11 protein-coding genes are annotated in these 13,571 nt (G+C 68.8%); 6 read left to right on the plus strand and 5 right to left on the minus strand.

Annotated elements, in window-relative coordinates; genetic code table 11:
* The first annotated feature begins 5 nt into the window (after positions 1-5).
* Positions 6-965, plus strand: a complete 960-nt coding sequence (locus EV646_RS00605) for a DUF389 domain-containing protein (RefSeq protein WP_132144689.1) — start codon at positions 6-8, stop codon at positions 963-965.
* Between the two features lie 176 nt (positions 966-1,141).
* Positions 1,142-2,089: a helix-turn-helix domain-containing protein gene (locus EV646_RS00610; RefSeq protein ID WP_132142800.1), complete on the plus strand. Its 948-nt coding sequence runs from the start codon at positions 1,142-1,144 to the stop codon at positions 2,087-2,089.
* A 1-nt stretch (position 2,090) separates the two neighbouring features.
* On the opposite strand, the gene EV646_RS00615 is transcribed toward EV646_RS00610, so the two are convergent.
* Positions 2,091-2,720 (minus strand): HNH endonuclease family protein, encoded by a 630-nt coding sequence (locus EV646_RS00615; RefSeq protein ID WP_132142802.1) that lies wholly within the window; start codon positions 2,718-2,720, stop codon positions 2,091-2,093.
* A 116-nt stretch (positions 2,721-2,836) separates the two neighbouring features.
* Positions 2,837-3,658 carry an MBL fold metallo-hydrolase gene (locus EV646_RS00620; protein ID WP_132142804.1) on the minus strand — a complete coding sequence of 274 codons (822 nt, stop codon included), beginning with the start codon at positions 3,656-3,658 and terminating at the stop codon, positions 2,837-2,839.
* Positions 3,659-3,852: 194 nt separating this feature from the next.
* On the opposite strand from EV646_RS00620, the gene EV646_RS00625 reads away from it, so the two are divergent.
* Positions 3,853-5,166, plus strand: coding sequence for an acetamidase/formamidase family protein (locus tag EV646_RS00625; protein ID WP_132142805.1), 1,314 nt, complete (start codon positions 3,853-3,855; stop codon positions 5,164-5,166).
* Positions 5,167-6,124: 958 nt separating this feature from the next.
* Here EV646_RS00625 and EV646_RS00630 read toward each other — a convergent pair.
* Complete coding sequence (locus EV646_RS00630) at positions 6,125-6,886, minus strand: YaaA family protein (protein ID WP_132142807.1); 762 nt, start codon at positions 6,884-6,886, stop codon at positions 6,125-6,127.
* The gene (locus EV646_RS00635) at positions 6,883-7,827 is read right to left on the minus strand and encodes an aldo/keto reductase (protein ID WP_199236731.1); all 945 of its coding nucleotides are present in this window, start codon (positions 7,825-7,827) and stop codon (positions 6,883-6,885) included. Before EV646_RS00635 ends, EV646_RS00630 begins: the two co-directional genes overlap by 4 nt.
* Before the next feature lie 34 nt (positions 7,828-7,861).
* On the opposite strand from EV646_RS00635, the gene pepN reads away from it, so the two are divergent.
* The 3 genes from pepN (at position 7,862) to EV646_RS00650 (ending at position 12,671) form a co-directional block, all read left to right on the plus strand.
* Entirely contained in the window at positions 7,862-10,318 is a 2,457-nt protein-coding gene (gene pepN / locus EV646_RS00640; protein WP_132142809.1) for an aminopeptidase N, read from the plus strand.
* A gap of 187 nt (positions 10,319-10,505) precedes the next feature.
* Positions 10,506-11,840, plus strand: coding sequence for a septation protein SepH (gene sepH, locus EV646_RS00645; protein ID WP_132142811.1), 1,335 nt, complete (start codon positions 10,506-10,508; stop codon positions 11,838-11,840).
* Positions 11,841-12,257: 417 nt separating this feature from the next.
* Positions 12,258-12,671: a hypothetical protein gene (locus EV646_RS00650; RefSeq protein WP_132142813.1), complete on the plus strand. Its 414-nt coding sequence runs from the start codon at positions 12,258-12,260 to the stop codon at positions 12,669-12,671.
* A gap of 480 nt (positions 12,672-13,151) precedes the next feature.
* Here the strand turns inward: EV646_RS00650 and EV646_RS00655 are convergent, their stop codons facing one another.
* Positions 13,152-13,535 carry a winged helix-turn-helix transcriptional regulator gene (locus EV646_RS00655; RefSeq protein WP_132142815.1) on the minus strand — a complete coding sequence of 128 codons (384 nt, stop codon included), beginning with the start codon at positions 13,533-13,535 and terminating at the stop codon, positions 13,152-13,154.
* Positions 13,536-13,571: the final 36 nt, after the last annotated feature.

The raw sequence follows: 13,571 nt of genomic DNA on the forward strand, positions 1-13,571 counted from the left end.
CCGTGATGCACCTTCGGCTCATCGTCCCATCGGATCGCAGCGAGCGCGTCCTGAACACGCTTGTCGCCGACCCGCGGGTGACCAGCATCGTCCAGTTCCCCGGCGTCGCCCATCGACCCGTGGGCGACATGATCGAGTGCGACGTCACCCGCGAGGCCACTTCGGAAATCCTCGGTTTCCTTAAGGCTCAGGGACTGTACGACGAAGGGTCGGTGGCACTCGCCGACGTCGATGCTTCGCCTTCGCGGAACGCCCGGGAGACAGAGCGGGCCGCACCCGGCGCACCCGACGACGCGGTGATCTGGGACGCGGTCGTCGACCAGGCCTACAACGAGGCCAGCGGCTCGTGGGTGTACTACGCGTTCCTCACCCTGGCCACGATGATCGCGTCCGTTGCCGTGATCACCGATTCCTCGATCCTGGTCGTCGGCGCGATGGTCGTCGGTCCCGAGTTCGGCGTGGTCGCCGCGCTGGCCGTCGGCATCGCGCTGCGGAATCGCGGCTTGACCTGGCGATCGGCAGTGTTGCTCGTCTGGGGATTCTTGCTGGCGATCGTGCTCACTGCGCTCGCCGCGCTCCTCGCCCGGGCGGTGGGCTGGATCGACGTCGGGGATGTGACCGCGGCCCGGCCGCTGACCGGGTTCATCTGGCGTCCGGACAAGTGGTCGGCGGTGGTCGCCGTACTGGCTGGATGCGCGGGTGTGTTGTCGCAGACCGCTGGGCGGGCGAACGCGCTGGTCGGAGTGTTCATCTCCGTGACGACAGTGCCGGCAGCCGGGGATCTGGCGTTGTCGGTCGCGCTGTGGGCGCCGCATCAGATCGGCGGCTCGGCCGCGCAGCTCGGCATCAACCTGGCCGGGATGACTGCGGCCGGCGTGGTGACGCTGTTGTTGCAGCGGCTGATCTGGCGCAGCTACCTGCGGATCAAGGGACAGCGAGGGGCGGGCGCGCGCGTTGAGGCTTGACCGGGCGTCCCCTGTCCGGTCCGCGCGCGCCCTGCAGAGGTAGTCGTACCCCATTCCGGGGCAGTCCGCACTCACGGTCCGGATGACGTATCCCGGACATGGCGCGAAGTCGCCAATCCCGTGCGTGGCTCAAGGGACGAGATAGCCTGTTCAGGATCCGGGCTACGGGAGGGTGGATGCTGGAGTCGCTGGGCGTGGAGCCGGCGGACGAACAGGCGTATCGGGCGCTGCTGTCAGCGCCGGGCTGCGACCTCGCCGAGTTCGCCAAGCACCTCGACCGCGACGAGCGCGAGGTCGCCGCGACGGTCGGGCGGCTCGAGAATCTCGGCCTGCTGACCACCACCTCGGACCACCCGCCGCGGTTGCTGCCGACTCGTCCCGACGTCGCGGTCGACGCGCTGGTCGCCGTACGACGTGCTGAGCTCGACCGGGTACGCGCGGAAGCCCGGGTGCTGTTGTCGGAGCTTCGGGCGCAGGAGCAGCATCGGCCGGAGAACCTGGTCGAGGTGATCGTCGGTCAGGATGCGATCGCGGCACGGTTCGCGCAGCTGCTCAACGGGACGCGGGAACAGCTGCTGGTGCTCGACCGGCCGCCGTACGCGTCGCAGGTCGACGAGTCGGACACCCGCGTCCGTGGACTGCTCAACGAGGGAGTGGTTGTCCGGGGCATCTATTCGCCCGACTCGCTCGATGTGCCGGGTGGTGTGGACGAGGCGTACAGCGCGGCCGATGCCGGTGAGACCTCACGGGTGCATCCGCAGGTGCCGATGAAGTTGGCCGTCTTCGATCGCAAGGCCGCACTGTTGCCGCTGTCGGTGGACCAGTTGGTCGACAGTGCGCTCGTCGTACATCCGTGTGCGTTGCTTGACGCGTTGATCGAGATGTTCACGCTGCTCTGGGATCAGGCGGTGCCGGTCGTGCCTTCCGCGAAGGCGGATCCGCTCGATGCGCGGCTGATGACGCTGCTTGCGGCCGGGTTCAAGGACGACGCGATCGCGCGGCAGCTCGCGCTCAGCAGTCGTACGGTCGGACGCCGGGTGGCGGAGCTGATGGAGACGCTGGGCGCGCGGACCCGTTTCCAGGCCGGCATCCACGCCCAGCGCCGCCGGCTTCTGGACGACTAGATCAGCAGGTGCCGAGCATCTGCTGCAGGGCCGTCTTCTCCGCCGACTGCAGCGACAGGCCGTAGGTGTACTTCACCCAGATCCACTCGCGCGCGTAGATGCAGTGGACCGAGGTGTTCGTCGGCTTCCACGCCGACGGGTCCTTGTCACCCTTCGACCGGTTGCTCGACGCCGACACCGCGATCAGCTGCGAGATGCTCAGGTCGTTGGCGAACTGCTGCCGGCGCGACGTGCTCCAGGTGTTGGCACCGGACTCCCACGCCTCGGCCAGCGGGACGATGTGGTCGATGTCGACCGACGAGTCGTCGTTGACCCACGTTGCGTCGTACACGCTGTACCACCGGCCAGCGGTCGGCTCGCACTGGCTGTCGACTGTTACGCCGGTGCCGTCCCGCTTCAGCACCTGGTCGCGGGTGTCGCAGGTGCCGGACTGCGTGATCCAGTGTGGGAACAGGTCCCGGCTGTAGCCGGTGGTCGAGCCCTCGGTCTTGACCGTGAGGCTCGCGAGCTGGGCGGCCGCCGTACTGGCCGACGGTGGAGTCGGTGGGTAGGCGAGCGCCGGTCCGGTGCCGAGAATCCAGGCTGTCGTGGCGGCGACAGCAGTCATCGCGAGAGTGGTGATACGTCGCATCGGTCAGGCCTCCGAAGGGTCGGGCGGGTCCCCCCTGACGTGCTGCCCTCAGCCTTCCCCGATCACGCACTGTAAGAAACTACTCACTGATGAAACCCGCGTGAACGGCCTGCGGATCAGCTCGGCATGGGTGCCGCTCCGGCCGGCTCGAAGCTCGCGAGCATCTCCTCCAGGGCACGCTGATTCGGTCCGACGAACGGATCCGCCTGCGGCGCCGTCTCCAGCAGATCCAGGAACTGCGTCGTGTGTCCTGGTGCCGGAGGCAAATGGGTGCTGAGAATGACCTCCGGATCCATCTCCCTGAGCGGCTGCACGGTACGCCGGAACGCTTCCTGGTCGACGTTGTGCACCCACGGGCTGTCGAGAGTTGCCCACAGCAGCTGGCCGCCGCGCAGCGCGTCCCGCGGAGCGTCGCTGGCGTCGCCGCAATCGGCCAGTTCCGCCGTCGGCATCGGTGCGCCGAAACAGTCGGAGCTGAAGCACGCCCGCGACCGGTCGTCGTAGAACCCGACTGTCGCTGGGCTGTCGTACAACGGCGGCCGGAAGGCAGTCAGCGTCCGGTCGCCCAGCGCGAGCGTCTCGCCGGGATTCAGCAGATAGAGCCGGTCCATCGGCAGTGGCCGCTCGGTCGACATGATCCCGGCGCCGATGAAGGTCGTGATCAGGCGCGCCTGCGGTGCCGCCTCCAGTAGATCGAACAGCGAGCCGGTGTGGTCGCGGTCCGGGTGGGTCAGCCAGATCCACCGGACATCCTTTGGGTCGACCACCGTGCCGAGTGCATCCATGAAGCCCCGGTCCGGCAGGCTCAACCCGGTGTCGACCACCAACGGCTCGGCTCCAAGCAGTACGAACGCGTTCACGGGCAGGAAGCCGATACCCGGCACCGGCAGTTGGTCACTCAGCACGCTGATGTCAGCGCCGACACGGTTGATTCGCATGATGATTCCCCCTTGCAGTCCCGCCGTCACCCACGGCAAGAAGACCGAATCCAGCCTTCTTCGGACTGTCCGCCGCCCTCTCCACGGTGTCAAGAATTCGGCGCCGACATCCGCTGTTCACAGCTCTTCACGGCGGCGAAACGACCGGCCGGTATACAGGCGACACGATCCAGTTGGCCTGTGAGGAGATGCCGATGGCAACGATTGGTGAGTACGCCGCCTCCCTCCTGCGCTCCGGCCTCGGCCGCCGCGACTTCCTTCGTGCGACCGCCGCCGTCGGCGGAGTTGCCGTTTCCGCGAGTACGTCGGGACCGGCGCAGGCCGCCGTACCTCGAGAGATCCTCCAACCGGGCAAGGGACCGATTCACGGCAAGCACTATCTGAAGTCGACGCCGGACCAGGTGCGCTGGGGATATGTGCCGTCGCTGGACAGTGAGCCAGTCCTGCGGGTGCGCTCGGGAGACACCGTCACCGTCGACACCGTCTCGCACGAGGGCATCCTGGAGGACCAGGGCCGCGACCCGGTCGAGTACTTCGCCAAGCACGGCGTCGGGAAATCGTCGGTGCTGGCCGACGCCGCCGCGATCGCCCGCGACTACGACCGGACCACGCGGAACTTCGACGTCGACGGGCCGCACGTCGTCACCGGCCCGATCTTCGTCGGTGAAGCGAAGCCGGGCGACGTCCTCAAGGTCGAGATGCTGTCGATGCTCCCGCGCGTGCCGTACGGCGTGGTGTCGAGCCGGCACGGCAAGGGCGCACTCCCCCGGCTCGCCGGCGGCGCTGTCCCGGCCGGGATCACGCTCGAGGAGATCATGCCGCCTCCTGCGACGGACGGCCGGGCGACCGGCGATCCGACGAAGTACGGCAACGTCTCCGTGTTCACCCCGATCCGCGGCGGGCGTGGCGTGATGTCCGATGGCAGGGTGACGTTCCCGCTCGACCCGTTCATGGGGCTGATGGGGGTCGCGTTCGCGAGCTCGGCGGCGCTGACGGCGCCGGAGCTGAACTCGATCCCGCCGACCCTCGGCGGCGGCAACATCGACATCAACCTGCTGGGTGTCCGGTCCACCTTCTATCTACCGGTGTTCGCCGACGGAGCGCTGTTCCACGTCGGCGACCCGCACTTCGCGATGGGCAACGGCGAGGTAGCACTGACCGCCCTGGAGGGATCGCTGCGCGCGACCTTCCGCCTCACCGTCTGCAAGAAGGGCTCGGGCGACGCCCCGTCGGTCGCGTTCGGCTACCCGTTCGCCGAGACCTCCGAGGCATGGGTCCCGATCGGCCTCTCCGACCCCGACGGCAGCCAGAACGGCCAAGGCAACGACCTCAACATCGCCATGCGCCGAGCCGTAGTCAACGCCCTCGACTTCCTCGAAACCGACCAGGGCCTAGACCGCGCCACGGCGTACGCCTACCTATCCGCCGCCACCGACTTCATGGTCTCCCAGGTAGTCGACCGCACCACCGGCGTCCACGCCGTAATCCGAAAGTCCGACTTCGGCTAACCGGCTGATGAGCGGGATGCCACCCCGCTCCATTGCGGCCGGGTCACCGCGACAGCCGGGGTTTCGCAGCGCCACCGAGCCGAGGACCGGGTTCCGGCACGCGGCCAGGACCAGCACGCGGCCTCGGCGAGAGGTCCGGTTGCCTCAGGCAACGGGTGGTCCGGTATCCGGGCAGATCACCGGCAGCGGCCGCAACCTGAGACACCAAACCGGGACCTGGAACACGTTGTTGCAGGTCCCAGGCCCCCACTTCCTGTCCCCACCCCAGCCGAGCCACCCGGATCCGGCCCGGGAATCCCACCATCCGGACGAAACCGGCCACACTCCGGGCAACCCACCCATTCACCGAGCCCGGATAGCGGGTTGTTTCACCGCTAGCGTCAAACAACCGGCCAGCCATCACATAACCCGCTATCGAGCCGGGCCAGTCACCCAAAACCAGGCCCGGCAGCCCAACACCAGCCCGCCAATCACCTCAAGAGCCGAAACCGCCCGGGCAACCACCTCAACCCCCCGAACCCCGTCCGGCCCGCAACCATCCCCCCTTGGTTTCGGCACCGGATCCACCCCGGCACGTGACCACTCCGGTGAGCTGCTCCGGGATAGCTGCCTCCTTCCCTGGTCCGGGTGGTGGGAGTCAAGAGGCGAGCTTGCTCGCTCCCGCAGGGACGCCGACGAAGGAGGCGCTCTTGACTCCCACCAGCCGGACTAGCACACTCGAGCAGCCCGGAGCCGCGCCCCCACATCCACCCCGAACTTCCCGGAGCCGCGCCCCCACATCAACCCCCGCCGTAACACGGCCGCGCAATGCATCCACCTCACCATCCGGCCGGAGCCCCTGTTACCCCCGCATCCACCTCGCACCAGCCCGGGCCGCGCCCCGGCAGCGAACTCACGCCAGCCCTGAGCGCCGCACAAGTCGTCGCAACCCAACGACGCGACCCCGCTGGAAGGCCAGCTAGTCGCGTTCCACCACGGTGAGGGTCCAGCCGGTGCTGGTGCGGTCGAGTTCGGCGTTCCAGCGGTCGGAGATCAGCTTGTGCAGAGAATTCGGGGTGCCGGGGTCTTTGCCGGATTCGAGGAGGTGGCGGGCTACGAGGCCGCGGGTGTGCTTGGCGTTGTGGGAGACGACGGAGCGTACGCCGTCGCGTTCGCGGACGACGTTCACCGACACCCACTTCGCGGCCTGGTCGCCGGTGGGGCGCCAGGCGGCGACATAGGTGGATGACCGGCAGTCAACGATCACACCCTCGGCCGCCGACAGTACGGGGGTCAGCGGGTCCCGCCACACCGACGCCAGCGGCCCGAGCCCGGGCAGCGTCGTACCCATCGAGAGCCGGTACGGCGGTACGCGGTCGGCCATTCGCAACGCGCCCCAGGCGGCGGAGATGACGAGCAGGCGGTTCCCGGCCCGGCGCTTGCTGCCGGCGGACAACGTGGAGTAGCCGAGGGCGTCGTACAGGACCCCGGAGTACAGCTCCGACACCGGCACGGCCGGCTCGGTCCGCCACCGGGTGTTGCGGTCGACATCACCTTGCAGCGAAGCGCCCACGTTCAGTACGTCGTACGCGTCGGAGGAGGCGGACACCTTCGCCAACGTCTCGAGCACCTGCTCGCGGACCGGAGTGAGCTCCGGGAACGACAGGGACGAGTGGTCAACGGCGCGACCGCGGGACCGTCCGGTCTTGCCTTCCGAGGGTGGCAGGAGGATGAGTGTCACGTGAGCTCGTCCAGGGTGGCCAGGTCGGAAGGGCTTGGGTCCCAGAGGCCGGCCGCGACGTTTTGCGCGATCTGCTCGGGCTTCGTCGCGCCGGCGATGACCGACGCGACCGCGGGTTGCGCGGCCAGACCGCCGATGGCGACGTCGATCATGGTCAGGTCCCGCTCGGCCGCGAAGGTCTCGAGCGCCTCGATCTTGTCGAAGTCCGCCCGCGCCAGCCGCTCGGGCTGGGTCGCCAGCCGGGAACCCTCGGGCGCTGCCTCGCCACGCTTGTACTTGCCGGTCAGCAGGCCGGAGGCGAGTGGGAAGAACGGCAGGATGCCGATGCCGAGGTGCTCACAGGCCGGGACCAGTTCGTCCTCTACGTCGCGCTCGAGCAGGGAGTACTGGTTCTGCGCGCTGATGAAGTGCTCCAGGCCGGCGGTCTTCGCGACCCAGTCGGCGTCGACCACCTGCCAGCCGGCGAACTGGGAGCTGCCGATGTACCGGACCTTGCCCTCAGCAACCAATTCGGAGAGCGCGGCCAGCGTCTCTTCGATCGGGGTGACCGGGTCCGGGAAGTGGAGCTGGTAGAGGTCGATCCAATCGGTGCCGAGCCGCTGCAGGCTCGACTCGACGGCCTTGCGGATGTACCGGCGGGAGCCGCGGACACCCCAGTCCGGCCCGTTCACGCCCTGCATGTCGCCGCCGAACTTGGTCGCGATCACCACCTCGTCGCGACGGCTGCCGAGCGCCTTACCGAGCAATTCCTCGCTGAAACCGTGCTCACCGCGATAGATGTCCGCGGTGTCGAACAGCGTGATCCCGGCGTCAACCGCGGCGTTCACCACCGCCTCCGTCCGGCCCGCGTCCAGCCGCCGGCCGAAGTTGTTGCAGCCCAGCCCCACCACGCTCACCGTGAGGCCCGAGTCACCCAGCTGCCGGTACTCCATATCCGTCATGTGCTCAGCCTAATGACGGCATAGAGTTGCCAGCATGCCGAGTCTCACCGTCGATGGCGCCCGTACCCGGGCCGCCGCGCTCTCCGTCCAGTCCTACGACGTCGACCTCGACCTGACCCAGGGCGAGCGGACGTTCGGATCCACCACCACGATCCGGTTCACCGCGTCCAGTACGACGACCTGGCTCGACGTGAAACCGGACGAACTGATCTCCGTGACGCTGAACGGGACGCCCGTCGACGTCGCCGGACTCAACGACGGACGGCTCGAGCTGGCCGGCCTGCAGTCGGACAACGAACTGGTCGTGGTCGCGACGATGGCTTACTCCCACGACGGTGAGGGCCTGCACCGATCCGTCGACGCCGCCGACGGACTCGTCTACACCTACGCGATGTCGTTCCTCGACGCCGGGCCGCGGATCTTCGCGTGCTTCGACCAGCCCGACCTCAAGGCGCCGTACCGGATGAAGGTGACCGCGCCGCCGGAGTGGCTGGTGCTAGGTAATGGTGCCGCGACTCAGGTCGAGCCGGGCCGGTGGGAGCTGGCCGAGACGCCGCCGCTGTCGACGTACTTCGTCACCGTCGTGGCCGGGCCGTATCACCAGCTCACCGACGAGCACGACGGGATCGCGCTGAGCGTGGTGTCGCGGCAGTCGCTCAAGGAGGCGCTGGACCGCGAGGCCGAGGACATCTTCACGGTCAGCAAGCAGTCGTTCGACGAGTACCACCGGATGTTCGGCTATCGGTACCCGTTCGGCGAGTACCACCAGGCGTTCGTGCCGGAGTTCAACGCCGGCGCGATGGAGAACCCGGGCTGCGTGACCTTCCGCGACCCGCTCGTGTTCCGCTCGGCGGCCACTGACAGCGAACGCAGCACCCGGGCCAGGACCGTCGTCCACGAGATGGCGCACCAGTGGTTCGGCGACACGGTCACGATGAAGTGGTGGAACGACCTGTGGCTCAACGAGTCGTTCGCGGAGTACATGGCGCACCGGGTGGCGACAACCGCGACCGACTACACCGACAGCTGGATCGACTTCGCCTACGTCCGGAAGTGGTGGGGCCTGCAGGCCGACCAGCGGTCGTCGACCCACCCGGTCGCCGCAGACCCGGTGAAGGACGCGCGGGCCTCGCTGGAGGACTTCGACGGCATCTCCTACGCGAAGGGCGCCGCCGTACTGAAGCAGCTCGCGGCCTACCTCGGTGACGACGTCTTCCTGGCCGGAGTACGGGCGCACATCGTCTCCAACGAGTTCGGCAACGCCACCTTCGCCGACCTGGTCGCGAAGTGGACCGAGGCCGGCGCGGTCGACCTGGACTCGTGGGCCTCCAACTGGCTCCGTACGCCGGGCGTGGACACGATCAGCGCGGTCCGCACCGACGGCGGCATCAAGCTGCGACGTGTCGCCCCGGCCGAGTACCCGGCTGTCCGGCCCCACAAGCTGACCGTCGGTGGGTACGACGAAGCCGGCCGCGGTACGACGGTCGACGTACTACTGGATGCGGACGAGGTCGACGTACCGCTGGATCCGTCGGTCGCCGTGGTGATCCCGGACGCGGGTGACGACACCTGGGCGAAGATCCGGCTGGATGCCGACAGCCTGGCCAAGCTGCCGTCGGTGCTGCCGAAGATCGAGGACGGCGTGACCCGGGCGGTCGTGTGGAACAGCATCCGCGACGCAGTCAACGACGCGGAGCTCGACCCGAAGCTCGGATTCGACGTACTGGTCGGGATGCTGCCGCACGAGACGAGTGACATCGCGGTGCAGACGATGGTCGGCTGGTCGATCACGCACCTGCTCGGTGTCTTCCTCCCCTACGAGCCGTATCGCGGTCAGCTGGCCTCGGCCTTGAGCGACCGGCTGCGGACCGCGCCGGGTGGGAGCAGCCTGCAGCTTGCGGTTGCCCGCGGGTACGTGCGGTTCACCGACGAGGCCGACGTACTGCGTGGCTGGCTGAACGGGGACGGCGTGCCGGATGGTCTCGCGATGGATGCGGACCTGCGATGGCTGGTCCTGCTGCAGCTGGCCCGGCTCGGTGTCGTCGGCGATGCCGAGATCGACGCGGAGCTCGAGCGCGACACGTCCTCCGAGGGCCTCGTGCACGCGACCCGCTGCCGGGCCGCGTTGCCGACCGCCGAGGCCAAGGAGCGGGCGTGGACGGTGATCATGACGGATGCCGACGTGGCGAACTACGAGCTGTACGCCGCCTGCGAGGGCTTCTGGCATCCAGCTCAGGCCGAGGTCACCGCGCCGTACGTCGATCGGTACTTCGCCGAGATCGCCGGCACCGACAAGCTCCGCTCCGGCTGGGTGGTGTCGACCAACGCGAAGCTGTCCTTCCCCCGGTACGCCGTTTCGCCGCAGACCGTCGGCCGGGCGTCGGACCTGGTCGCGGACGATTCCGTTGCGGCGCCGATCCGGCGCGCTGTCGGGGACAACCTCGACGACCTGAAGCGTGCTCTTGCGGTGCGTTCGGCCTTCGGTGGCTGAGCTGTAGTTCGCAGTCACACCGTGTTGTGACTAATGTGACTGGTGTGATCACAAGGACCCTGGTGAGCAGGCAAGATGTGATTTCGTGACGTAACCTCCACAATGACCGCGCGGCACGGCGCGCCGGTCTTGGTCAGGCAGCACGTCCCGGGAGAGACTGTCGAGAACCGCACAGGAGAACAAGGCAATGCGCGAGGCGAGGCTCGTCGGTCTGAGCCAGGATGGCAAGCAACTCATCCTGGCGCTGGCAGAGACGGGTGAGGAGTTCGCCATCCCGGTCGACGACCGGTTGCGTGCGGCCCTCCGCGGCGACCGTGCCCGACTCGGCCAGCTGGAGATTCAAATGGAGAGCGCGCTGCGCCCACGAGACATCCAGGCTCGTATCCGCGCCGGCGAAAGTCCCGAAGCGGTCGCTGCCGTCGCCCAGATGCCGATGGAACGCGTGATGGCGTTCGCGGGCCCGGTGCTGGCCGAGCGCGACCACATTGCCAGCCTCGCCCAGCGCGCGTCCGTCCGCCGCCGGGGTGGCGCCGACGCCCCGGCCCGCAACCTCGGCGCGTGGGTGACCGAGCGACTCCGCACCCGCCAGGTCGACCCCGCGTCGGCCGACTGGGACGCGTGGCGCCGCGAAGACGGTCGCTGGGCGGTCCGCGTCTCCTACTTCGTCGAGGCCGACGACGAGGCGGAGCAGAAGGACGAGAAGATCGCCATGTTCGCGTACGACGCTCCTGGTCGCTACGCCGTACCGGACGACGACGAAGCCCGGTGGCTGGTCGGTGAGCAGGCCCAGGTCATGCCGCCGCCGGTCCAGCCCACGCATGTCCCGGGCGAACGGCGACTGAGCGCGGTCGCCGACATCGACCTGACGATCGCGCCCGACCACGGCGCCGACAGCTACGAAGCCGGCTTCGAGGACACCATCAGCCTGCCTCGCAGAAACCATCCGGTTTCCCGGGAGACTCCGCAGGAGCCTGAGCGTGGTCCACGCCGGGTGCACTCGGTGCCGAACCCGGACGAAGAGCCGACGCTGATCGACGTACCGATCGAGCAACCGCCGACGCTGCGTCCAGCAGTTCGTGCGGTGGAGCGTCCTGCGCAGCCGCCGGCCGAGGCCGCATCCTTCGCGCCGCCGGAGGAACGCGCCGCCGCCCCCGAGAACCCCTTCACCGAGCGCCGAGTCAGCCCGGACCGCACGCCTGCCCCAGTGCGGCAGGCGCCCGAGCCTCGCACTCCCGCTGAGCGTCCGGCGGCCGCTGCTCGCCCGACTCCAGTCGACCGCCCGGCTCCGGCCGACCGCCTCGCTCCCGCCGAGCCAGAGCAGCCGCCGCTGGAGCCGGCCCTTGAACCAGCCCAGCAACCGGCCTCCGAGCCACCCGCCGCCGAGGCGCCTGCCTCTGCGACGGAGCCGGCTGCCGCGGAAGAAGCGCCCGCCGAGCCCAAGAAGAAGCCGGCCCGCCGCAACGCCAAGCGTGCCTCGGTCCCGTCCTGGGACGAGATCATGTTCGGCAAGAAAGCGGACTGAACCCGCGGTCCAGTAGGTTCGCGGCCCATGGATCTCGAGCGGACCGCCCTGGAAGCCACACTGCTGGCAGTACGACGCGATCCACGCGCCCGTGAGGCGGTCGACGTGTGCTGCCGCCCGCTCCAATCCGGCGTAACGAAGGTGGACAGCGGAGCGCGCTACTGCTCGGCTGGGCCTGTGGTCGAGGAGGGGACCAGCGGATGGCCTAGATGCTCGCCGCTCGTTGACACATCACGGACAGTCGTCCCAGATCGCGGACAGTGTTTGGCATCGCGGGGCGAAGCTGTCATGATCTTCCGCATGCAGATCCTGCTGTGTTGTTGCTGTTGTCGCTGACGCGCGCCGTCTCCGGCGCACGAGGCCCTGTCCTATCCGAGGCCCGCCCGCCGACACCAGCACTCACAGGATCTTCCGCACATGAATCTCCCGGCCTTCGCTGATCTTCTCGCGTCCCGCGGCCTCCGGCTGCTGCCCGGCTCGCACGCGGTCCCCGTCGAGCTGCTCGTTCAGTTGCCTGACGCAACGATTGCCCGGTTCACCGCCCGCGGCACCACGCTCCGGCTGCGCCGCTACTCCCCCGACGCGCTGACCGCGATCACCATCGCCGCCGAGTGCGGCTGCGGCGACCACCACCCGCAGACCGGCCCGACCCGCGTCACCCTGGGCCGGTACGCCGTACCGTTCGACGAGCGCACCATCGACGGCGAGCTCCTGTTCGGCTGGCAGCACCACGAGGCCGGCCTCCTCCGCCTCCCCGACGCCGCCACCCACTTCTTCACCCTCCTCGACCAGCTCCACGCCCCCACCCGCGAGCTGGTCCGCGTCGCCTGAGCACTCTCCACCTTGAGCACCCACCGACCACTCGCGGAGGCGATTTCATGGTCGCTCCGACGGCGGACGCCGTGGTCGAGGCGGCACCACCTTGAGCACCCGCCAACCACCCGTGGGGCGATCTCATGGTCGGTGGATGCCCAAGGTCGCACGACGGCGTACACCGGGGTCGACGCGACAGCACCTTGAGCACCCGCCAACCACCCGTGGGGCGCCTTCGTGGTCGGTGGGTGCTCAAGGTCGCTCCGACGGGCGGACGCCCGTGTCGAGGCTGCACCACCTTGAGCACGCATCGACCACTCGTGGGGCATTTTCGTGGTTGGTGGATGCCCAAGGTCGCACCGACGGGCGGACGCCGGGGTCCAGGCGGCACCACCTTGGGCACGCATCGACCACTCGTGGGGCGCTTTCGTGGTCGGTGGATGCTCAAGGTCCCTCGACGGCGTACGCCGACGCCGGCGGGCCGCAGCGTGTGAGGGTTTAGGGGCGGCGGTGGGCGGGGGCGTGGGTGTCGAAGTGGTGGCGGGCCTCTTCGACCTTGGCGAGGTTGGGTGACCAGTCGGCGAGTGTGTGGAACAGCGGCGCCAGGCTCCGGCCGAGCTCGCTGATCTCGTACTCGACCCGCGGCGGCACCTCCGCGTAGTACGTCCGCATGATCAGTCCGTCGCGCTCCAGCTGCCGCAGCCGCTGCGTCAGCACCTTCGGCGTGATCACCCCGATCCGCCGCTCCAGCTCCACGAACCGCTGCCGCCCGTACTCGTTCAGCGTCCACAGGATCGGCGTCGTCCACCGGCTGAAGACCAGATCCACCACCGGCGCGATCGGACACGCCTGCACCGGCTCAATCGCTGTGCTCTCGCTCACAAAGACGCCTCTCACCCAGTACTTTCCTCTAGGTAC

Source organism: Kribbella antiqua (assembly GCF_004345665.1).
Classification (GTDB): domain Bacteria; phylum Actinomycetota; class Actinomycetes; order Propionibacteriales; family Kribbellaceae; genus Kribbella; species Kribbella antiqua.